At 72.3% G+C, this 20,057-nt stretch carries 21 protein-coding genes; 13 read left to right on the forward strand and 8 right to left on the reverse strand.

Annotated elements, in window-relative coordinates; genetic code table 11:
* Window positions 1–104: 104 nt before the first annotated feature.
* Both O7595_RS31900 and O7595_RS31905 read right to left on the reverse strand, forming a co-directional pair.
* The gene (locus O7595_RS31900) at window positions 105–368 is read right to left on the reverse strand and encodes a GlsB/YeaQ/YmgE family stress response membrane protein (protein ID WP_269732051.1); all 264 of its coding nucleotides are present in this window, start codon (window positions 366–368) and stop codon (window positions 105–107) included.
* 313 nt (window positions 369–681) lie between these two features.
* On the reverse strand, window positions 682–1,089 hold the full coding sequence (locus tag O7595_RS31905; protein ID WP_269732052.1) for a MerR family transcriptional regulator: 408 nt from the start codon (window positions 1,087–1,089) through the stop codon (window positions 682–684).
* Window positions 1,090–1,509: 420 nt separating this feature from the next.
* On the opposite strand from O7595_RS31905, the gene O7595_RS31910 reads away from it, so the two are divergent.
* Complete coding sequence (locus O7595_RS31910; RefSeq protein ID WP_269732698.1) at window positions 1,510–3,000, forward strand: SulP family inorganic anion transporter; 1,491 nt, start codon at window positions 1,510–1,512, stop codon at window positions 2,998–3,000.
* 180 nt (window positions 3,001–3,180) lie between these two features.
* Complete coding sequence (locus tag O7595_RS31915) at window positions 3,181–3,675, forward strand: hypothetical protein (RefSeq protein ID WP_269732053.1); 495 nt, start codon at window positions 3,181–3,183, stop codon at window positions 3,673–3,675.
* Window positions 3,676–3,960: 285 nt separating this feature from the next.
* On the opposite strand, the gene O7595_RS31920 is transcribed toward O7595_RS31915, so the two are convergent.
* Both O7595_RS31920 and O7595_RS31925 read right to left on the reverse strand, forming a co-directional pair.
* Complete coding sequence (locus O7595_RS31920) at window positions 3,961–4,797, reverse strand: DUF1206 domain-containing protein (protein ID WP_269732054.1); 837 nt, start codon at window positions 4,795–4,797, stop codon at window positions 3,961–3,963.
* 285 nt (window positions 4,798–5,082) lie between these two features.
* On the reverse strand, window positions 5,083–5,820 hold the full coding sequence (locus tag O7595_RS31925; protein ID WP_269732055.1) for a restriction endonuclease: 738 nt from the start codon (window positions 5,818–5,820) through the stop codon (window positions 5,083–5,085).
* A gap of 241 nt (window positions 5,821–6,061) precedes the next feature.
* Here O7595_RS31925 and O7595_RS31930 point away from each other — a divergent pair, with 241 nt between their 5' ends.
* Window positions 6,062–6,280 (forward strand): hypothetical protein, encoded by a 219-nt coding sequence (locus tag O7595_RS31930; RefSeq protein ID WP_269732056.1) that lies wholly within the window; start codon window positions 6,062–6,064, stop codon window positions 6,278–6,280.
* A gap of 17 nt (window positions 6,281–6,297) precedes the next feature.
* On the opposite strand, the gene O7595_RS31935 is transcribed toward O7595_RS31930, so the two are convergent.
* Window positions 6,298–6,639, reverse strand: a complete 342-nt coding sequence (locus tag O7595_RS31935; RefSeq protein ID WP_269732057.1) for a DUF5713 family protein — start codon at window positions 6,637–6,639, stop codon at window positions 6,298–6,300.
* 277 nt (window positions 6,640–6,916) lie between these two features.
* On the opposite strand from O7595_RS31935, the gene O7595_RS31940 reads away from it, so the two are divergent.
* Both O7595_RS31940 and O7595_RS31945 read left to right on the forward strand, forming a co-directional pair.
* Window positions 6,917–8,008, forward strand: a complete 1,092-nt coding sequence (locus O7595_RS31940; protein WP_269732058.1) for an NAD(+)/NADH kinase — start codon at window positions 6,917–6,919, stop codon at window positions 8,006–8,008.
* A gap of 369 nt (window positions 8,009–8,377) precedes the next feature.
* Window positions 8,378–9,217: an alpha/beta fold hydrolase gene (locus O7595_RS31945; protein ID WP_269732059.1), complete on the forward strand. Its 840-nt coding sequence runs from the start codon at window positions 8,378–8,380 to the stop codon at window positions 9,215–9,217.
* A gap of 338 nt (window positions 9,218–9,555) precedes the next feature.
* Here the strand turns inward: O7595_RS31945 and O7595_RS31950 are convergent, their stop codons facing one another.
* Window positions 9,556–9,924 carry a hypothetical protein gene (locus O7595_RS31950; protein WP_269732060.1) on the reverse strand — a complete coding sequence of 123 codons (369 nt, stop codon included), beginning with the start codon at window positions 9,922–9,924 and terminating at the stop codon, window positions 9,556–9,558.
* A gap of 577 nt (window positions 9,925–10,501) precedes the next feature.
* Between O7595_RS31950 and O7595_RS31955 the strand changes: the two genes are divergently transcribed.
* Window positions 10,502–10,828 carry a hypothetical protein gene (locus O7595_RS31955; protein ID WP_269732061.1) on the forward strand — a complete coding sequence of 109 codons (327 nt, stop codon included), beginning with the start codon at window positions 10,502–10,504 and terminating at the stop codon, window positions 10,826–10,828.
* Window positions 10,829–10,992: 164 nt separating this feature from the next.
* Window positions 10,993–11,808: an SGNH/GDSL hydrolase family protein gene (locus tag O7595_RS31960; protein ID WP_269732699.1), complete on the forward strand. Its 816-nt coding sequence runs from the start codon at window positions 10,993–10,995 to the stop codon at window positions 11,806–11,808.
* 136 nt (window positions 11,809–11,944) lie between these two features.
* On the opposite strand, the gene O7595_RS31965 is transcribed toward O7595_RS31960, so the two are convergent.
* A complete protein-coding gene (locus O7595_RS31965; RefSeq protein WP_269732062.1) occupies window positions 11,945–12,169 on the reverse strand; it encodes a response regulator transcription factor in 225 nt (74 codons plus the stop codon).
* A gap of 328 nt (window positions 12,170–12,497) precedes the next feature.
* Between O7595_RS31965 and O7595_RS31970 the strand changes: the two genes are divergently transcribed.
* The 4 genes from O7595_RS31970 (at window position 12,498) to O7595_RS31985 (ending at window position 17,189) form a co-directional block, all read left to right on the forward strand.
* Complete coding sequence (locus O7595_RS31970; protein ID WP_269732063.1) at window positions 12,498–13,508, forward strand: glutathione S-transferase family protein; 1,011 nt, start codon at window positions 12,498–12,500, stop codon at window positions 13,506–13,508.
* 343 nt (window positions 13,509–13,851) lie between these two features.
* Window positions 13,852–14,247 (forward strand): TOBE domain-containing protein, encoded by a 396-nt coding sequence (locus tag O7595_RS31975; RefSeq protein ID WP_269732064.1) that lies wholly within the window; start codon window positions 13,852–13,854, stop codon window positions 14,245–14,247.
* Between the two features lie 91 nt (window positions 14,248–14,338).
* The gene (gene modA / locus O7595_RS31980) at window positions 14,339–15,145 is read left to right on the forward strand and encodes a molybdate ABC transporter substrate-binding protein (RefSeq protein ID WP_269732065.1); all 807 of its coding nucleotides are present in this window, start codon (window positions 14,339–14,341) and stop codon (window positions 15,143–15,145) included.
* Between the two features lie 100 nt (window positions 15,146–15,245).
* Window positions 15,246–17,189 carry an ABC transporter permease gene (locus O7595_RS31985; protein ID WP_269732066.1) on the forward strand — a complete coding sequence of 648 codons (1,944 nt, stop codon included), beginning with the start codon at window positions 15,246–15,248 and terminating at the stop codon, window positions 17,187–17,189.
* A gap of 430 nt (window positions 17,190–17,619) precedes the next feature.
* On the opposite strand, the gene O7595_RS31990 is transcribed toward O7595_RS31985, so the two are convergent.
* Window positions 17,620–17,970 (reverse strand): hypothetical protein, encoded by a 351-nt coding sequence (locus O7595_RS31990; protein ID WP_269732067.1) that lies wholly within the window; start codon window positions 17,968–17,970, stop codon window positions 17,620–17,622.
* A gap of 408 nt (window positions 17,971–18,378) precedes the next feature.
* Here O7595_RS31990 and O7595_RS31995 point away from each other — a divergent pair, with 408 nt between their 5' ends.
* Window positions 18,379–19,299: a hypothetical protein gene (locus tag O7595_RS31995; protein WP_269732068.1), complete on the forward strand. Its 921-nt coding sequence runs from the start codon at window positions 18,379–18,381 to the stop codon at window positions 19,297–19,299.
* 177 nt (window positions 19,300–19,476) lie between these two features.
* Entirely contained in the window at window positions 19,477–20,037 is a 561-nt protein-coding gene (locus tag O7595_RS32000) for an FABP family protein (RefSeq protein ID WP_269732069.1), read from the forward strand.
* Window positions 20,038–20,057: the final 20 nt, after the last annotated feature.

The following is a 20,057-nucleotide window of genomic DNA, read 5'->3' on the forward strand; positions in this document are numbered from 1 at the left end:
GCCCCGGCTCCGTCCGTCCACGGAACACCCGGTAACCGGACGCCCGCGCACGCCTGGGCCCCTGCGGATCCGATCCGCAGGGGCCCAGGCGCGTGGAAGTCGACTCAGCGCAACGCCTTGGCACGGTCGAGGGCGGCGACACCGACAGCGGCGAGGCCGATCTGGATGAGCCATTCGATCCAGTCGACGCCGTCGGTGTCCGCGACACCGAGCGCCGCGGCGACCGCCGTACCGATCAGTGCGGCGGCGATGCCGACGAGGATCGTCCACAGGATGCCGATGCGCTGCCGCCCCGGCAGCACGAGCCGTCCGAGCACACCGATGACGATGCCGATCACGATTGCGCTGAGGATGCCGGAGATTTCCATCGTTGTCCCTCCCGAGGGGTCCTGGACGACGTATGCCCCTCATCGCCCGGCGCACGCGTGCGCCGACGCGCCCGGGAGCCGCCACGGTCGGTCGAGGCGTCCACCGCCCGTCCGCCCTCAGCAGCCGGCCCCCGTCCGGGCCTCGGCCCGCTGTCCCGATGCGTCGTTCCGCGCCCTCTTCCACGAGGGCGCAGGCCGGGAGACGCGAACGGACGGGGCGGCAGGCGCCCACCCGCTCGCCCCGGGAGCGGGACAGGGCCGGGAGCGGTCCCGCGCGAGCGCGCCGGCACGCGCGCTCCGGGGCCTGCGCCCGCTACCCGGCCGGAGCGTTCTGCTCCAGGCGAGCGCCCAGGGTGGCGGCGAAGTCCTCGGCGCGGGCCAGTTGGACGCGCAGCTTCTCCACCTGCTCGGTGGCGGCCTGCTGGTAGCTCCGTACGCGTTGCAGAAGGGCTTCGCGCTCGTCGGTCTCGAGGGTGGTGCCGGCGTCGAGGCGGTCGGTGGCCTCCAGCAGGTCGCGCATCTGCTCCAGGGTGAAGCCGAGTGGCTTCATACGGCGGATGACCATGAGCCGGGCGACGTCGGCTTCGGTGTAGAGGCGGAAGCCGCCCTGGGAGCGGGCGGAGGGAATGACCAGGCCGGTCTCCTCGTAGTGCCGGATCGTGCGCAGGGACAACTCCGTACGCGCGGCGACCTCGCCGATCTGCATGTGCTTGCCGTCCACGCCCGTGATCCTCCGGCCCTTCTCGCCGTCGGCGGTCTCGGCCCGGATGGGCGCCGCCGGTCCCTACTCTAACGTTAGGGTAGGGTTGTCGGTGGTGAGGGCGGCCTTCCGTTCCCTCGCCGTTGCCGTGTCGGGGCCGATGGCGCCCCCGGCGAGGATCCGAGTTCCCGCAGGAGAGAAGTGTGCGCGAGCCCCTGATGCCCGGCGCCGCCGCCTGCCCGCCGTGACGCCTCGCCCCCGGGTGTGAGGTAGGGCCGCAGGCCCGCTCCGCCCTTCTCCGACCTCGGGTTCCGCATGGCGCGGAGCCGCCCCGCGGGGTGCCGCCCCGGCCTCTCTGCATCCTCCCGCACGCCCCGGCCCGACGCAGGGCGTGCCCGAGCACGACAGGTTCCTTCTCCCTTGTCTTCTGCTGCCACTGCTGTGTCCCCGGCCGCGCGTCCGCGCGGCCTGAAGCCCGACTGGATCTCCGACCCGAGGGTCTGGCGCACCGAGGTCCTCGCCGGCCTGGTCGTCGCCCTCGCCCTGATCCCCGAGGCGATCTCGTTCTCGATCATCGCCGGTGTCGACCCGGCGATCGGCCTCTTCGCCTCCTTCACCATGGCCGTGGTGATCTCGATCGTCGGCGGCCGGCGGGCGATGATCTCGGCCGCGACCGGCGCCGTCGCTCTCGTCATCGCCCCGCTCAACCGCGAGCACGGTCTGGGCCACCTGATCGCCGCCGTCATCCTCGCCGGTGCCTTCCAGGTCGTCCTGGGTGCGCTCGGGGTCGCCCGGTTGATGCGGTTCATCCCGCGCTCGGTGATGGTGGGCTTCGTCAACGCGCTGGCCATCCTGATCTTCATGGCCCAGGTCCCCGAGATGACCGACGTGCCGTGGGCGGTGTACCCGCTGATCGTGGGCGGCCTCGCCATGATGGTGTTCTTCCCGAAGATCACCACCGTGATCCCGGCACCGCTCGTCTCGATCGTCATCCTGACCGTGATCACCGTCGGCGCGGCCGTCGCGGTGCCGACCGTGGGCGACAAGGGCGCACTGCCGTCCTCGCTGCCGGTGCCGGGGCTGCCCGACGTGCCGTTCACCCTGGACACGCTGACGACGATCGCCCCGTACGCGTTCGCGATGGCGCTGGTCGGCCTGATGGAGTCGCTGATGACCGCGAAGCTGGTCGACGAGATCACCGACACCCACTCCAGCAAGACCCGCGAGTCCATCGGCCAGGGCATCGCCAACATCGTCACCGGCTTCTTCGGCGGCATGGGCGGCTGTGCCATGATCGGCCAGACGATGATCAACGTGAAGGTCTCCGGGGCCCGCACCCGCCTGTCGACCTTCCTCGCGGGCGCGTTTCTGATGGTGCTGTGCATCGTCTTCGGCCCGGTCGTCTCCGACATCCCCATGGCCGCCCTGGTCGCCGTCATGATCATGGTGTCGTTCGCGACGTTCGACTGGCACTCCATCGCGCCGAAGACCCTCAAGCGGATGCCCGCCGGCGAGATCGCCGTCTTGGTGATCACCGTTGCCTGTGTGGTGTCCACTCACAACCTCGCCGTCGGCGTGGTGGTCGGCTCCATCACCGCCATGGTCATCTTCGCCAAGCGCGTCGCCCACCTCGCCGAGGTCACCGCCGTGACGGACCCCGATGGCACCACGGCGGTGTACCGGGTCACCGGCGAGCTGTTCTTCGCCTCGTCCAACGACCTCGTCGGCCGGTTCGACTACGCAGGGGACCCGGACAGGGTCGTCATCGACCTCAGCGCAGCACACGTCTGGGACGCCTCCTCCGTCGCCGCGCTCGACGCCGTCGAGACCAAGTACGCCCAGCGTGGCAAGACCGTCGAGATCACCGGCCTGAACGACCCCAGCGCCGACCTCCACGGCAAACTCACCGGCGAACTCTCCGGCAGCCACTGACCCACGGCGCCCCGGGCGGCGAGAGGGCCCCGGCCGGGCGCCGGGGCGGAAAGGGGCCCGTGCCGGGGCAGCCGGACGGATGAACGGGCACGTTCTCAGTGTTTCGGAATTGAATCCACGTCAGGCCGGAGGCGATTCTGTGCCGCACCCGAGGAGCCGACGGCATCAGGCGAGGAGAACATGCTTTCCCTTCCCAAGTGGGGTGTGGTGGCGGCTGCGGCATTGTCCGTGGCCGTCTTCGTCAGCCCCGTCTCCGCATCCGACAACCCCTCCGACCCGTACCGCACCGCGGCACAGACCCGCGTCCAGGTCATCAGTCTGACGTCGACCGGCACGGGAACGACGATGGTCGACAACGGAACCCCCGGACCGGGGATCGGCGACCAGATCGTCATCACCGCCGATCTCTTCCGCAACGGACGGAGCTACGGCACCGAAGCCGCCGTCTGCACCCGGGTGGCACCCGCGACCACGCACTGCACCGGCACGTTCAGCCTCCCCCTCGGCCAGGTGACCTGGCAGCACCTCAAGACCACTCCCGTGGGCACCCCGCCCAGCGACTTCGATGTGGCCGTCACCGGCGGTACGGGTGTCTACCGGACCGCGCGCGGCCACGCCCACATCGGCCGCATCGCCGAGCAGGGCGGCTCCTTCACCCTCTACCTCGTGCGCTGACCTCCCGGCCCCGCCCCCCGGCGTCGGCCATCGGCCGTCTGCCGCGGGGCGGGGCCGGGAGGCGTGCGGTGGGGGCGACGGTGTGCGCGGCCCGTCGGCTCGGGCGGATGCGGGCCCCCGAAGGAATAAGCACCCGCAGGACGGGGAGACCCGCCCGCGCCCGTCAGTCGTCGGGAAGGGGTCCTTCCCGCGACGATCGCGATGGACCGTTCCGCGACGGCGTCGCAACCCGCGCCCCCGATGCCCCGGTGGCACAAGCACGGACCGAGGCGCGGCCGGCCGGTCTCAGACCCTGCGCCACCGGGCCATCAGAAACGAGAAGACACCGAACAGGACCAGCCCGGTGGCCGTCGCGACCAGCAGCCAGGGGCCCGCGGCCGTCGTGGCGAAGGTGCGGAGCGTGTCGTCGAGCCCCTTCGCGTCGGACGGGTCGTACGTGATCGCCGCACGAGCGGCGAAACCTCCCGCCACCGCGAAGACCAGACCCCGGGCGACACCGCCGGCCACGCCCGTCACATCCACGGCCTGCCGGGACCGCCGGCCCATGGCCCCCGTCCTGAGGTGTTTGCGGTACTTCCGCAGAGCGGCACGCACACCGATCCACACACCCGCGCACGCGATCCCGACACCGCCGAGACCCACGATCCACTGGCCGGCCGGAAGTTCGAGGACTCGGGCGGTGACGTCCCGCGACTGCCGGTCGCTCGAACCCGAGCCCCGCTCGCCCACGGCGAAGGCCAGCACCGAGTAGGCGACGAAGGCGTAGATGACACAACGCGCCGCCGACAGGGCGCGCTTGCGGGCCTTGCGTCCGTCGGGGCCGGCCGCTCCGAACGCTGCCTCCGACAGCCGCCAGAGCACCATGCCGATCAGACCGACGCCCACGGCCCACAGCAGAACCGCGCCGAAGGGCTGCGCGGACAGCTCCTCCAGTGCGCCGCCGCGGTCGGCCTCACGGCCGCCGTCCGACCCGAAAGCCACCTGCAGGGCGAGCACACCGATGAGCAGATAGATCAGTCCGCGTGCCGCGAGTCCCCAGCGTGCTCCGGTCTCCACCGCGTCGCTGCGTGCCGCGCGGTGTGCCACCGTGCGGCTCCGGAATGTCAATGCGCGTGCGTTCATGCCGCTCGCTTGCCCCCGAAACACCGGGACGAACGCGGTGACTTGAGGGGGCACGGCCGGAGTAGGCGCAATGTCCCGTGGAGCATGCACGGGCACGGACCGGGGGGACGGGCCGGAGCCCGGGTACGGCGACCCCCGCGCACAGGCGGCGGCAACGCCGGGGTGTGGTGTGACACCGCAACGGACCCATTGGGAAATCGCGGTGTCACACCACCGCCACGGCGCGGCAGGCGAACACGGGTGTCGTGCGGCCACCTCCGCGAGACGATCGCGTCACCGCACGCATCAGGGGTTGCCGCCGTGCCACGGGGCGGGGGACGTGCCGTCGGCCCATGCGCTGAGAGCGGTCTGATCCAGACAGAGGATGCCGCACTGATCCGCGTAGTCCGCTGCGGGGCCGGTGAAGCCACCCGTGGTCACAACGGCGGCGACGTCCGCCTCGTGCACGGCGAAGCAGGTGCCGCCGAAGCGCTGCATGTCCTGCGAACCGACCTTGTTGACGGGCCCGTACCGCTTGCACTGGATGACCACACGTCGCCCGTCCGGCGCGACGGCCAGCACATCGGCGCCGAGATCCCCACTGCCACCGACCACCTCGACGTCCGTGCAGCCGTCGCGCTCGCACAGGCCGGCGATCGCCAGCTCGAACGCCTCGGCGTCCATCGCCGCGAAGTCCTGGCCGCTCCCGGCCCGTGCCGTCCTCGCCCCGGCCCACTCGGTGCCGGTCACCGACTCGGTCTCCCGCTGCTCCTCCGGTACGGGCTGCTCCTCCGGTACGGGCTCCGGGCGTGGAACGGCCCGCCGCCCGCTGCCGGCACCTCGCAGCCCGAGGAGCGCGAAGGCCGTGCCGATCAGCGCGACACCACCGAGCGCGCCGCCCACACCGGCTGCCTTCACCAGCGACTTGAGCATCAGTCCGCACCCGCAGAGCACGGCCGCTGTCAGGGCGAACCACAGAATCGTCTGCCGCATGCTGAAGACGGCTCGATCGGCGGACCGCGGACGCCGGACGGGTATCGTCATGTGCAGCGCTCACCTCATTCGGGATCGGCTCATACCAAGATCGTCCCGATCCCCTCTGCCCCGTCCCCGCCGCCTCTAACAGGCAGGTTCCTCCACGGCCCGCCTTCTCGCCGCCCGGGCCGGCGTACCACGTCCGCGGGCGGGGAACGGACTTCGGGAACCTGTTCCGGCACTCGAACGTCATTAAGGGGGAGACCGACGGTCCTTGATGCGCGTGCGATGTCTACCGAGGAGATCTGTCATGGGGGAGAAGGACCCGGCGAAGGTGGAGACCGTACTCGCCGACGGCAGGCGGATGACGCTGTCGCTCCCGCCGACCGAGGCGCAGTGGGCGGCCGACGGCATCGACGCCCTGCGTGCGGTCCGCCCCACGCACACCGGCCGCGGCGAGGAGCCGCCGGCCCTCCCCGCACGACCCGTTCTGCCGCTCGAGGTGGCGCTTCTCGGCCTGGGGGCCTGATCCGCCTCCGCGACCGCTCACCAGTCCCTGGGGGCGATCAACTCCTCCACGTCCGCGTCCGCGAAACCGTACGCCGACGCAACGAACCGGAAGTTCTCGGCGATCTCCTCCCGGGCCACCGTCTCGAACTCGCTCCCGTCCGCCGCGAACTCCGCCTCCAGCAGGTTGAATTCCTCCGTCGACGCGTGAGCGAGCCCGTACAGGCCCGCCAGATCCGACGGCAGATCCGCCTCGATCCGTTCACAGAGCCGCAGGAGGATCGCTCTGCCCTTGTCGACGAGGTGATCCGGAAAGTACGCGTCCGTGTACAGCTGCCGCAGAAACGCGTGCCTCGCCACCCGCTCGTTCGTGATCGCCATGGTGCCTTCCACCCCTCGGAGAACCGACGCGCCGATCATGCACCACCCGACTGACACAGGCCCGCACGAAGTCCCCACCCGAGGCGTTCACCACGCCGTCGTCGAGACCGGAGCGGGATGCCGACGGCACCTCCCGGGACCGACCGGCTCTTGCGAGACGCAAGGTGCATTCCGTTCGCTGCGGGAAAGCACTCGACGGCACGGCCGGGCAGACCCCCGCCGGCGTCCCGGCCGGTGCTTCTGCGCGGTGGCAGCCAGCGGTCTAGCGTGGAAGGCGATGCCCTTGAACCGGCTGGGACTGGTCGTCCACCAAGGCCGTCCCGCCGCCGTCGCGGCGGCGCGGACGGCCCGGGCATGGTCTGCCGCACACGGCGTGAGCTGCACCGACATCGACGTGTGGCGGGAGGGCGAACCGAGGCGCGGGGGCCAGGCGGAGGCCGACGCCGCGGGCCACCCGGAGGTGATCATCACGTTCGGGGGCGACGGCACCTTCCTGCGAGGCGCCCGTATCGCGGCCAAGGACGGCGCGTCCGTCCTGGGTGTGAACGTGGGCCGGGTCGGCTTTCTCACCGAGATCACCACCGACCAGGTCGAGGAGGCCCTCGACGTCCTGCACGGCGACGAGGCCGTGATCGAGGACCGTATGGTGCTGACCCTGCGTGCGTCACGCCCGCTCCGCACGCCGGTGGGCCTGGACACGCTGCTGTGCTACGGCCGCGGTCCCGCGCTCCCGGCCCCGGCCGTGCGCCCGGACGAGGTGGAAGCGGTGGACTGGGGCGTCGCGCTGGACGTCACCGCGGTGAACGACGTCGTCCTGGAGAAGCTCGCCCGCGACCGGCAGGCGAGTGTGGCCGTCTATCTGGCCGGGCAGCTGCTCGCCTCCTACTCGGCCGACGCGGTGATCGTGGCCACCCCGACCGGTTCCACCGCCTACAGCTTCGCAGCCGGAGGGCCGGTGGTGGACCCGGCTACCGACGCCATCGTCTTCACGCCGGTCGCTCCCCACATGGCCTTCGGCAGGACGGTCGTCGCCGCGGCCGACGAAGCGATCGCGATGCGCGTGCTGCCGCATTCGGGTCGGGTGGCCGTCAGCATCGACGGACAGCACCGCGGCGTGCTGGAACCCGGGGACTGGGTCGCCGCCTACCGTGCGTCGTACCGGCTGCGTCTGGCGCGCCTTGCACCCCTGGAGTTCTACCACCGGCTGCGTGAGCGCTTCCATCTGACCGACGCCCCGGCTGCGGCCGTCGACCAGGCTCCGCTCTTCCACCGGCCCGACACCCCGCCGCCCGACGACCTTGCCCATCTGCGTGACCTGCGCAGGCCCTTCCGCGATCGTGCCGTCGGCGAGGCGCGTCGGGCGCTCTGACGCAACCGGGCCGGGGGTACGCCGCTGATTCGCCGGGCTACGAAGCCGGAGGAGGAGCTGAGCCGTGGCGCCGGGCTGAGTCGCGCAGTCGCGGAGCGAGGAACCGACGCCCCGCGCCACCGGGCGCCGGCGGGCCCGGGTGACCCGCGTGCCGCCGACCCGGGCTCACGGATGCCGCGGTGGAGGCGTTCGTCAGGCTCCCCGAAGAGCGTGTCTTCTTGATCGATTACTCGTTGTCGTGGAGCGGGCCGCGGGGCCCGCTCGATTCTGCCTTCTGGTGCGATGCCGCGCCCGGCGTGGAGGAACCTCCACGCGCGGGGCGCAGGCGCCGTCCGTTGGCAGGGGGTTCGACTGCTGAAGGAGGATGCCATGCGCGATGAGCGCGATCAGTTCGCGGAACTGTCGACGGTGAGGATGTGCTTCCGCGACGAGGGAGACCCGTCGGGGGAGCCGCTGGTATTGATCATGGGGCTCAGCTCGCAGCTGATCCACTGGCCGCAGGAGATCGTCGACGCGCTCGGTGAGCGGGGCTACCGGGTGATTCGCCCCGACAACCGCGACAGTGGCCTGACCGAATGGAAAGAGGCCCCGAGCCAGTACTACCTGCGCGCCATCGCGCGTGACACGGTCGAGTTGCTCGACCATCTCGGCATCGAGCGGACGCACGTCGTCGGCGCTTCGATGGGCGGAATGGTCGCCCAGCTCCTGGCGATCGAGTACACGTCGCGCGTGCTCAGCCTGTGCTCGATCATGAGCACGCCGCACATCAGCATCGGTATGGCCGACGGCGAGGTGCTGGAGGAGCTGACCAGGCCGCTTCCGCCGGATCGCGAGGCCGCCATCGAGCAGATCGCCGGCCTGTACGCGACCATCGGCTCGAAGACGTACGCGGACAGCGAGCGCGAGCGCCGCCTCGCGCTGGCGACCCAGGCATACGACCGCGCGAAGAACCCCGACGGGGGAACACGCCAGGTGACCGCAGCCATGATCGCTCCTGACCGCAGGAAGGGCCTCCGGGAACTCTCGCTCCCGGCGCTGGTGATCCACGGGGCGGAAGATCCACTGATCAAGATCGCCGGCGGCGAGGCGACCCACGCCGCGCTCGCAGACTCGACGTACCTGCCGATCGACGCGATGGGCCACGACCTGCCCGCGCCGCTCCTCGACCAGATCGTCGCGAGCATCGCCGAGAACGCCGCGCGCGCCTGAGAGGGCGGCGGACCCGTTCCCGAGCCCGGGCCCTTGGTGGCTGGGCGTCCTCGAGGACGCTGCCCATGGGACGGGGAACGGTGTCCTGGACGTTCATCGGTCCGCAGTACGGCGGCAGCCGCGCCTTTCCGCCCGTGGCGGTGCGCTCCTGGCGGTGCTCGGGCCCCTGCCCAGCGACGGCGCGCGATGCTCGCGCCCGGCAGTCCGCCCCGCCCCGTTGAGCCGGGATGCCGACTCGGCCGGGAAGCGGCTGCCCGCCGTACCGCGGACCCGGCGGACTGTCGGACAGTGCTGCGCCCCGCCCTCGGAGGGACGGGGCGCAGTGGCGACGGGGAGGATCAGGCGTTCGCGCAGATCGCGTACACCGAGATGCCCACGTTGCCGTACGCGTTCTGACGTCCGAGGCCGACCCAGCCCCGCTCGTCCTCCGTCGGGAACGACCCGACCAGGACGGCGTCGTTGCCCTGCGCCTCCGCGCCGCCGCCGATGGCGACCTTCCCCGCCGGGCAGTGCACCGTCCGCCGCTGGAAGTTGGGCACGTTCGCGTTCGGCAGCTTCACCAACTGGTACCCGTCGACAGCCGCAGCCCGGGACTCCTGCCCGCTCGCCGGAGCCGTCCGACTGTCCGACGCCTGCGCCGCCCAGCCCACGCCCGACACCAGCGCCACCGCCAGCGCGCCTGCTCCGAGAGCCTTCAAGCCTCGCATCCTGCTCCTTCATGTCCGGCAAGGCCCCGACGACCGGAGCCTCGTCCACGACCGCCACCCTGCCGGGACCAGGCACCCAGAGCACCACTTACGCGACTAAACGCCCGTATCTGACGAACAGGGAGCACAGACTCTCCCGACGCGCGCCCGGGGCGCCCGCCCCGAGCACCCCGGGCGGGAGGTCGGCGGACAGGCCGGGACGCCGCGACTTCCCCGCCCGCGCCGGGACCGCACCGCTCGTCGTCACCCGCCCCCTCCAGCAGCGCCGCCAGCAGACGCCTTCCTTGTGGAAGAGGCCCCGGCGGTCTGGAACCGGCGGTCGCACGGCGCTGACACTGTGCCGGTGGGCCACCTGTTCCCCGGTGTCCGGGCCGCCGGACTCGCAGGTCAGTGGAGTCGCCGGGTCCCAGTTGCGGCTGGTGACGCATTCGTTGACGGCCCCCGCGTTTGCGCCGTTGCCGTCGGGCAACCCATCACATGGCGTCCCGGAGGGAGCGACCCGCGCACCGTGTGGCCGCCGGGGTTCCGCACGGCCGACAGCGAGACCCGCTCGGGCACGAACCGGAGGAACCGCCGCATGAAGACGGACGACCCGCCGGACGGAGTCCCCGGCCGCACCCGTGGGACCCGCGTCGCCGAGTGGGTGCTGTGCGGCGTACTCACCACGGCCGTGCTCCTGACTGCCGTCGAGGCAATCGCCCGACCGACGGCGCCCTGGTGGCCCTTCGTCCTGGAGAACGCCTGGACGCTCAGCGCCGTCACCCTCGGCTGCCGGGCCGTCCTGCGCATCACCGAGAAGGCCGACGCCCGCGACGTCGAGGGCCGCGCCGGGCCGCCACCCGACCACGGTCCCGCGCCGCAGGACGGCGGCGACGTGCCGCCGTCCCGGCGCTCCGGCCGGTGAGTGGGTCCCCGCAGTGCACACGCGCTCCCGCCCATGGAATCCCCCGACAGGCCCTGCGTTCCACGCGGACACCCTGATGCTCATGAATGTGCATAGTCATATTCATGACTATGCTGACCCTGTTCCCTCCACTGTTCGTGGGGGACGGGTACGGCGAGGAGGGGATGCCTGTGGCTGGTGCCGAACCGCGCCTGCTCCGCTACGTGGCGCTGGGTGACAGCCAGACCGAGGGCCTGGGGGACGGCGACGACGTGGCCGGGCTCCGAGGGTGGGCCGACCGGCTCGCCGAGCAGCTCGCACGGCACAACCCCGGTCTGCGGTACGCGAACCTGGCCGTACGGGGACGCCTGGCCGGCGAGGTCCGCGCCGGGCAGCTCGCTCCGGCCCTCGCCCTGCGCCCCGACCTCGTCACCGTCGTCGCAGGGGTCAACGACCTGCTGCGGCCGCGGTTCGACGCCGACGAGGTCACCGGTCACCTCGAGGCGATGTTCGCGGCGCTCACCGCGGAGGGTGCCCGTGTCGCCACCCTCACCTTCCCCGACATAGCACGCGTCATCCCGCTCGCCCGGCCGCTCGGCTCCCGTGTGACCGCCCTGAACGACGGCGTTCGCCGCGCGGCCCGGCGCCACGGCGTGGTGGTCGCCGAGACCGGCCACCATCCCGTCGTCGCCGACCCGAGGCTGTGGAGCCCGGACCGGCTCCACGCCAGCCCCCTCGGCCATCAGCGGATCGCCGCCGCCATGGCGCAGGCCCTCGCGCTCCCAGGCAGCGACGACACCTGGACGCTCGCCCTGCCCCCTCCGGTCGCTCCCCTCCCTGCGGGGTGGCGGGCGGCCGCCGCGGAGTTCCGCTGGGCCGCCGGGTATCTCGGCCCCTGGCTGGGCAGACGCCTGCGCGGCCGGTCGTCCGGGGACGAGCGCACCGCCAAGCGCCCGCACCTTCTGGCGGTGGAGAGTCCGACCGGTTCCGCGGGACCCTGAGGGGCGCGGAGGCACGGGCCACTCGGCCGGCAGGGGCTGCGTTCGTCGGCGGTCCCCCGGCTCGATGCCGGGGGACCGCCGACGAACGCAGCCCCTGGTCGTCGTCTTCGTCGTGGTCGGTGCCGTCGCCGGGGCGTCACAGACCGAGGGAGATGGCCAGTCGGGTGAGTTCCGCGGTGGTGTTGATGTTGAGCTTGGCTCGGATCCGCCGGAGATAGGCGTCGACGGTGTGCTTGGACAGGCCCATGTGGCGGGCGGTCTGCACGTAGGTGCGTCCTGCGGCGATATGTCGCAGAGTCTCGCGCTCACGCGGGGCCAGGGCGGGGGTCTCGACGTCCGGGGTGGTGAGGGTGAGGCTCATGGGATTTCCTCCGGCGAGATCGGCTCGGTCCTCACTGCTCACACCCTCGGAAGCAGAGTGGGCATATGCCCGAAGAGTGCGTTTTGCCCTCTTTCCAAATAGATTGCGGGTCCGATTTCACCGCGATGTCCGTCGACTGTCACAGGCGCGTCACAGGGGATCCCGTCGGCGCATCAGAACCCGATGGACGGGGGAGTGGTGTGCGCCCAGGGGGCGAATGGGGCGGGAGGCCGGCGGACAGAGCCGGTGCGGGGCCGAAGGCGCCGGCCGCGTCCGTCCGAGGTCCGCGCAGGCGTTCGTCAAGGCCGCCTGCGGGTAGTGCGATCAGATGAGCTATGTGAACCCCGGCGGGGAATACGCGCGGGACAGTCGGTACATCACCACGAGGATCACCGCCGACGGACGTGAGGGCTTCCCGGTGGAGGCGGGCCGCTACCGCCTGGTGGTCAGTCGCGCCTGCCCGTGGGCCAGTCGCGCGGTGATCGTGCGCAGGCTCCTCGGCCTGGAGCGGGCGCTGCCGATGGCCATCGCCGGGCCCACGCACGACGAGCGCAGCTGGACCTTCGACCTCGACCCGGGCGGACGTGACCCGGTCCTCGGCATCGAGCGGCTCCAGGACGCGTACCTCGCGGGGGATCCCGGCTACGACCGGGGCGTCACCGTCCCGGCGATCGTCGATGTGACGACCGGCAAGGTGGTCACCAACGACTTCGCGCAGATCACGATCGACATGTCCCTCGAGTGGGCGGCGTACCACCGCGCGGGCGCTCCCGAGCTGTACCCGCCCGCGTCGCGTCCGGAGATCGACGCGGTGAACGAGGCCGTCTACAAGGACGTGAACAACGGGGTCTACCGGGCCGGGTTCGCCGGCTCCCAGAAGGCGTACGACGCCGCGTACGAACCTCTGTTCATGCGCCTCGACCGGCTCGCGGACCGGCTGGAGCGGTCGCGCTACCTCGTCGGCGACTCGGTCACGGAGGCCGACGTACGGCTGTTCACCACGCTGGTGCGCTTCGACGCCGTCTACCACGGCCACTTCAAGTGCAACCGGCGGAAACTCTCGGAGATGCCGGTGTTGTGGGCGTACGCACGGGACCTGTTCCAGACGCCGGGCTTCGGTGACACGGTCGACTTCGACCACATCAAACGGCACTACTACGTGGTGCACCGCGACATCAATCCGACCGGAATCGTGCCGGCCGGCCCGGACCTGTCGAACTGGCTCGAGCCGCACGACCGCGCGGCCCTGGGTGGAACGCCCTTCGGTGACGGCACGCCGCCCGAACCGGTCGCGCCCGAGGAGGCGGTACCGGCCGGCCACGGTCCGACCGCTGCGTGAGCCCGTTGCGGGCCTGGCTCCGCAACTCTGCGGCGGCCGCCCGCGACCGGCGGCGGCCCGACCCGAGGCGGCCCGACCCGCAGCGGTCGGCGATACGGCAGCGGCCCGTGACCGGCGGTCGGCCGTGGCGTACCCACGGCGCCTCCGGTGTCCTGTCGCGCGACGGTGACGCGACCGGGGTGCGCCCAGCCGTCGGATCCGGGCGCCCGGCGCTTCATGGTCGGGGAGTCCCGAGTGCCGTGGTCCCGTGGCGTCGTTCGCTCCTCCAGCGCATCTCGCACATGCCAAGTGCATCGCATGAAAAGTTTGCAGATAAGAGGCTGAGAGCTCTATCGTGGCGCACATGCAGTCCTACACCATCGGACAGGCGGCGCGGCTGCTCGGCGTCAGCCCGGACACCGCACGCCGCTGGGCTGACGCCGGCCGGATCGCGACCCATCGCGACGAGGGCGGGCGGCGCCTCATCGACGGCCGGGACCTGGCCGCCTTCTCCATCGAGCTCGCACAGTCCGACGGAGCGGAGGAGGACACCTCGTACACCTCCGCCCGCAACGCCTTCCCCGGCATCGTCACCGCCGTGAAACTCGGCGACGTCGCCGCACAGGTGGAGATCCAGGCCGGGCCGCACCGGCTGGTGTCGCTGCTGACCAGGGAGGCCGTCGAGGAACTGGAACTCGAGGTCGGCATGCAGGCCACCGCCCGTGTCAAGTCGACCAGCGTGTACATCGACCGCAGCTGAGCCTCGCGCACCACGGTGACGTCGCCGTCCCGGCTCGGCGCGGCCCCACCGACGGCCGACGCGCCGACCCCGTCCTCCAGGAGCCAGCCCCATGCCCCTCACCCTCGCCCGACGCCGCGGGGCCGCCTCGGTCCTGACGGCAGCCCTCCTGGTGCCGCTCGCCGCATGCGGCAGCGACACCGCGAACTCCGACAGCGGCGCCCGGGCCGCACCGTCCGCCCGCGGCGCCTCCAAGGCCGACCTCACGGTTCTGGCCGCCGCCTCCCTCACCGACGTGTTCAGGACCGCCGGCGCCGCCTACGAGAAGTCCCACCCCGGCACGCGGATCACCTTCTCCTTCGCCGGGTCGCAGGAACTCGCCGCGCAGGTAGAGCAGGGTGCGCCGGCCGACGCCCTGGTCACCGCCGACACCAAGACCATGGAGCGCCTCAGGGCCGACACCGGTACGCCGGAGGTCATCGCCGGGAACCGGCTCGTGATCGCCACGGCCGAGGGCAATCCGGAGGAGATCGACGGCCTCGAGGACCTGGCCGATCCCGGGTTGAAGGTCGTGCTCGCGGCACCAGAGGTCCCCGTCGGGCGCTACAGCCGGAAGATCCTGGACGCCCAGAAGATCACCGTGAAGCCGGTCTCGCAGGAGCCCAGCGTGCGTGCCGTGCTGAGCAAGGTCGAGCTCGGCGAGGCCGACGCCGGGCTCGTCTACAGGACCGACGCAGCCACCGCACCGGGCAAGGTCGACGCCGTCGAGATCCCCGACGAGCAGAACGCCATCGCCGAGTATCCGGCCGCCACCCTGAAGACCTCGAAGAACGCCGAGGCGGCCGGGGCGTTCGTGGCATGGCTCTCCTCGCCCGAGGCGCAGAAGATCCTGGGGGACGCCGGTTTCCAGCGCCCCTGACGCCCGGCGCCGTCGTGGGGGCAGCCCGCTCACGAGCCCACGGGCGGCCCGCCACCCGCCGCCTCGCCCTGGACCGCCTCCTTGCCCCTGGACCACGCCGATGCCACAGCTCCGTCGCCGCACAGGCCACCGTTCCCACCCGCCGCTCGCCCTGACGGTCCCGGCCCTGCTCGCCGTGGCGTTCCTGCTGCTGCCCCTCGTCGGCATCCTCGCCCGTACGCAGTGGGGCGAACTCGCGGACCATCTGACGACCCCGGGCACGGTGGAGGCGCTGCGTCTCTCGCTCCTCGTCTCGTTCTGGGCACTGGGGTTGTCCCTGCTGCTGGGGGTGCCACTCGCCTGGCTCCTGGCCCGCGTCCCGTTCCGCGGCAAGGTGTTCGTGCGTTCCCTGGTGCTGCTCCCCATGGTGCTGCCGCCGACCGTCGGCGGTGTCGCGCTGCTGCTCGCCTTCGGTCGGCGGGGCGTGCTGGGGCCGCCTCTGGAGGACTGGTTCGGCATCACGCTGCCCTTCCACACCTCGGGCGCGGTGCTCGCGGCCACCTTCGTCGCGATGCCCTTCCTGGTGATCAGTCTGGAGGGGGCACTCGGCGGACTGCGTCCGCGCTACGAGGAGACCGCGGCCTCGCTCGGCGCCTCGCCCGCGCGGGTGTTCTCCACCGTGACCCTGCCCATGGTCGCGCCGGGACTCCTCGCGGGAGCCGCCCTGACCTGGGCCCGGGCCCTCGGTGAGTTCGGCGCCACCATCACCTTCGCGGGCAATCTCCCCGGCACCACGCAGACCCTGCCGCTCCAGGTGTACCTGCTCCTGCAGGAGGCGCCGGAGGCCGCCACCTCCGTCTCCCTGCTGCTGCTCGCCGTCGCGATGCTCGTGCTCATCGCGCTCAGGGGACGCTGGAGCGGTACTCCCACCGGCCGCGACCGCGCCGCGCAGGTCGTCGCGAACGCGGCCGAAACCGCCGCCCCGGACGGCCCCGAGACCGCCGCTCCGTCCCCTGCGGACACCAGCGAGGTCTGGTCCCTGCACGCCGACGTCACCGGCTTCAACCAGCTGACGCTCGACGCCGGGCCCGGCACGACCATCGCCGTGGTCGGCCCCAACGGCGCCGGCAAGACCACGCTGCTGCGCGCGCTGCTCGGCCTCACCCCTCGCGCGCACGCCCGGCTGAGTCTGGGCGGCACGGACGTCACCGGACTACCGCCGCACCGAAGGGGGGTCGCCTGGGTACCCCAGGACGGCGCGCTGTTCCCGCACCTCACGGCCCTCGCCAACACCGCCTACGGGCTCCGCGCCCACGGCACGCCCCGCGCCGACGCACGGCGCGAGGCCCGGCAATGGTTGGACCGGCTCGGCGTGGGGCACCTCGCGCACCGCAGACCCGCCCAACTGTCCGGCGGCCAGGCCCAGCGCGTAGCGCTCGCCCGCGCCCTCGCCGCACGCCCCCGCGCCCTGCTGCTCGACGAACCCCTCGCCGCCCTGGACCAGACCACCCGCGCCCACGTCCGGCACACGCTCCGCCACCACCTCGACGGCTTCGGAGGCGTCTGCCTGATCGTCACGCACGACCCGGTCGAGGCGGTCGCACTCGCCGACCGCGTCCTCGTACTCGACGACGGCCGGGCCATTCAGGACGCGCCGCCCGCCGACGTCACCCGCCACCCCCGTTCGCCATGGGTCGCCCGCATGCTCGGACGCAACGCCTGGCCGGGCACCACCGTGCCGCAAGGGCTACGGCTCCCCGACGGCGGCACCCTCGTCGTCGCGGACCCTCTGCCGCCGGGCACCGACGCCCTCGCGATCATCGCTCCCGAAGCCGTCTCCGTTCACCGGGAGCGGCCGTCCGGCAGCCCTCGCAACGTGTGGCGCGGCACCGTCCGCGAGATCACCGCCAGTGGCAGCCGGCTGCGGGTCCTGATCACCTCGGACGCCGCCCCCGACCTGGTGGCCGAGATCACCCCGCAGGCCGCGGCCGAACTCGGCCTCGCCGACGGAGCGACGGTGTGGACCAGTGTGAAGGCGACCGAAACGACTCTCGTGCCGCGCTGAAGGCCCGCGCTGAAGGCCCGCGCTGAACGTCCACGGCGGCGAAGGCCCGCGCGGAACGTCCTCCCAATCGGCGCCGAGCGCGCGCAGAGGCGTTGGGACCGACCTGAGGTCCGCGCAGTGCCGTTGTCGACCGTGCCGGGGGGTCCGCCGTCCGGGCCTCTCCGAGGCGCCCGCATCTCACCTTCCACCCCTGTCGGAGTGCCCGCAACAGCGCCGCGGAGCACCGCCCGCGGTGCACGGGGCGCAGGCCCATCTCATGCCGGCCCGACAGCAGGTGACGCGGGAAGGGTGACCCCGGGACGGCGTCGGACCCGGTTTGGCCGATGCGGTACCGGCCTGCGCCTGCGCCTGTTCCCGGAGAATCCGTCGAGGCCGGTGACACACCACCACGCCCGCCGTCGGAGGCCGGGAGGACTCGGCGTGCCCACGCCTACTCCGTGTCGATACCGGTGATCACCGGTTGCCCCAGGGGCACTTCCTCCTCGGAGACCCCCACCGACCTGAGCGCGTCCGTGGCGAGTTCGCGCGCCTTGGCCTCCGCGGAGGCGTTGTCGTGGGCCTCGACCTCGAGGCGGAGGCTGAACGCGGGGGAGTCCGGATAGAACGTGAGGATGTCGAGGTCCTCGGCCGCGCCGAAGTCCGTGGTGCGTGGGTCGGCCGGCCGGAGAGCCCGGACGAGATCCGTGCGGGCCGACGCGGAGAGCTCCTTGAGGAAGGTGCCGGGAATGGTGACGACGTAGACGGTCATGAAGACGGCCTTCCCGGTCGTGCCCCGGAGCACGCCATCCTTCTCACTCGCGCTCCCGGCGCGCCGGGAGCGCCAGTGCGGGCAGGTAGCGGAATCACCCCTCGCTTTCCCGTCCGGTTTCCTCGGCTGCCGGAGTCTCCTCGGTTGCGCGCCGACCGGCGGCGTCCCCCTCGCGCGTGGTGCGGCTGACGTCCCTGTGGCCGGGGCAGTCCGGGGTCCCACGCCCGTCCTCCCCGGGCCGCCCGAACTCCTCGGCGTTCCGGTACTTTCCCATGTCAGGCACCTTCCTGCGGCCGCACGCAAGGCCGGGCCGCGCATGGTTCCAGCAGAACACGGCGGCCGGGTGGGTGCACGTCGCCGGACGTGTCCGCCAGGCCACCACGGATGCGCCGAGAGCCGTGTGGTGACGATCCACTCCGGCTCGTTGCCGGCGGAGCGTCTGTGACGCCGACGGAACTGGTGGCACCATGGCGGTACCCACCGGTCCGCGACCGGATCCACCTCTCCTGGGGCGCATGTATGAACACCTGGCTTCCGTTGCGGCACTTCGCCGCGGCAACAGCGGCCGCCCTGGCCCTGATCGGCTGCAGCGGTGCCGGCGGATCCCCGAGCGCGTCGGGATCGGCGACCGCCGCTCCGGGGACACCCGCGCCGTCGCCCACGACGTCCGTGGGCACGCCTCCGACGGCAGCCCCCCCGACCTCGTCGGCCACCCCCGCCGTACCGACGCGGACTCCCAACGACGCGCCGCCGCTGGGCTCGTGGGGCCTCCAGCCGGTGTGGCCCTTCACCACGCTCGCCCAGGCCGAGGCGTGGGAACGTTCCTACCGCTCGGGCGGTCACCAGGCGTGGCACCTCGACCCCGATCAGACCGCGCTCTCGTTCACCCGCGACTTCCTGGGCTTCGAGGAGATCGACAGAGTCACGTCGAGCAAGGTGAGCGGCAGGCACGCCCGTGTCGGTGTGGCGCCCACCGGGACGGAGGGCGGCACCGCCGCGGTGATCCACATGGTGCGCTTCGGCACCGGCGCGGACGCCCCCTGGGAGGTCGTCGGCACCGACGACACGACGTTCTCCCTGACCACACCGGCGTACGGGGCGCTCGTACGCTCCCCCCTGGCGACCGGCGGCCGGATCACCGGAGTCGACGAGAGCATCCACGTCCAGGTACGCCAGCCGTCGTCCGACGCGCCACTGGGAACCTCCAAGTGCTGCACCTCCGCGGGCGGTGAGAACCAGCCCTGGAACGTCACGGTCCCCTTCTCCGGGGCCCGGGACCCCGTGCTCACCGTGGTCGCCTCCACCGGTGGGCATGTCGCCGCAGTGGAACGCTTCACCGTGACGGCGGTACGCACCCGCTGACCTGCGAGGCATCCCTCGCGCTCCACGGACGCGTGCCTCCGTGCCTGCCCTCGGACGGCGCTGAACGGGCCCGCTCCAGCGATGTCGTCCATGACCACCCCGGCATTCCGGGGCGGCGGCGACGACGAGGTCCTAGGCTGCCCCCGGCACCCGCCCCGACCCAGGAGCAGAGCACGCATGGCCTTCGATCCCGCCCCGCAGCCCCCGTACCCCGACGCCCACCGACCGGACGAAGCGCCCGAGCCGCACGCGCTGCTGGCGCCGCTGGTCGGGTTCCTCGGCACCTGGCTCGGGCGGGGGCACGGCGGATACCCGACACTCGCCGATGACTTCGCGTACGGGCAGGAGGTCACGTTCAGCCACGACGGCCGGCCCTTCCTCCGCTACGAGGCGCGCGCATGGCTCCTCGACGCGGACGACACCCCGCTGAGGCCGGCGGCCCGGGAGAGCGGTTGGTGGCGGGTCCAGCCCGATGGGCGCGTGGAGGCACTCATCACCCAGCCCACCGGTGTCGCGGAGGTCCTGGTCGGCCGTGCGGACCGGGGCGCGGTCGATCTCACCACCCATCAGATGGCGCTCACCCCGACGGCCAAGGAGGTCACCGCCACCCGTCGTCGCTACACCCTGACGGACGCCGCTACGTTCGACTTCGTCCACCAACTCGCGGCGGTCGGCCGGCCGCTGCAGCACCATCTCTCGGCGCGGCTCCGACGCGGGGGGCGGAACAGGGCGTTGTGATCGCGGGCGTCGATCGCCTC

Source organism: Streptomyces sp. WMMC940, assembly GCF_027460265.1.
Lineage (GTDB): Bacteria > Actinomycetota > Actinomycetes > Streptomycetales > Streptomycetaceae > Streptomyces.

What these genes read in the sequence shown, in the direction of transcription:
- O7595_RS31960 (WP_269732699.1), top strand. Translation starts at nt 10,993, where the DNA reads ATGCCTGTGGCTGGTGCCGAACCGCGCCTGCTCCGCTACGTGGCGCTG.
- O7595_RS31970 (WP_269732063.1), top strand. Translation starts at nt 12,498, where the DNA reads ATGAGCTATGTGAACCCCGGCGGGGAATACGCGCGGGACAGTCGGTAC.
- O7595_RS31975 (WP_269732064.1), top strand. Translation starts at nt 13,852, where the DNA reads ATGCAGTCCTACACCATCGGACAGGCGGCGCGGCTGCTCGGCGTCAGC.
- modA (WP_269732065.1), top strand. Translation starts at nt 14,339, where the DNA reads ATGCCCCTCACCCTCGCCCGACGCCGCGGGGCCGCCTCGGTCCTGACG.
- O7595_RS31915 (WP_269732053.1), top strand. Translation starts at nt 3,181, where the DNA reads ATGCTTTCCCTTCCCAAGTGGGGTGTGGTGGCGGCTGCGGCATTGTCC.
- O7595_RS31945 (WP_269732059.1), top strand. Translation starts at nt 8,378, where the DNA reads ATGCGCGATGAGCGCGATCAGTTCGCGGAACTGTCGACGGTGAGGATG.
- O7595_RS31950 (WP_269732060.1), bottom strand. Translation starts at nt 9,924, where the DNA reads ATGCGAGGCTTGAAGGCTCTCGGAGCAGGCGCGCTGGCGGTGGCGCTG.
- O7595_RS31955 (WP_269732061.1), top strand. Translation starts at nt 10,502, where the DNA reads ATGAAGACGGACGACCCGCCGGACGGAGTCCCCGGCCGCACCCGTGGG.
- O7595_RS31900 (WP_269732051.1), bottom strand. Translation starts at nt 368, where the DNA reads ATGGAAATCTCCGGCATCCTCAGCGCAATCGTGATCGGCATCGTCATC.
- O7595_RS31965 (WP_269732062.1), bottom strand. Translation starts at nt 12,169, where the DNA reads ATGAGCCTCACCCTCACCACCCCGGACGTCGAGACCCCCGCCCTGGCC.
- O7595_RS31935 (WP_269732057.1), bottom strand. Translation starts at nt 6,639, where the DNA reads ATGGCGATCACGAACGAGCGGGTGGCGAGGCACGCGTTTCTGCGGCAG.
- O7595_RS31925 (WP_269732055.1), bottom strand. Translation starts at nt 5,820, where the DNA reads ATGACGATACCCGTCCGGCGTCCGCGGTCCGCCGATCGAGCCGTCTTC.
- O7595_RS31940 (WP_269732058.1), top strand. Translation starts at nt 6,917, where the DNA reads ATGCCCTTGAACCGGCTGGGACTGGTCGTCCACCAAGGCCGTCCCGCC.
- O7595_RS31920 (WP_269732054.1), bottom strand. Translation starts at nt 4,797, where the DNA reads ATGAACGCACGCGCATTGACATTCCGGAGCCGCACGGTGGCACACCGC.
- O7595_RS31930 (WP_269732056.1), top strand. Translation starts at nt 6,062, where the DNA reads ATGGGGGAGAAGGACCCGGCGAAGGTGGAGACCGTACTCGCCGACGGC.
- O7595_RS31985 (WP_269732066.1), top strand. Translation starts at nt 15,246, where the DNA reads ATGCCACAGCTCCGTCGCCGCACAGGCCACCGTTCCCACCCGCCGCTC.
- O7595_RS32000 (WP_269732069.1), top strand. Translation starts at nt 19,477, where the DNA reads ATGGCCTTCGATCCCGCCCCGCAGCCCCCGTACCCCGACGCCCACCGA.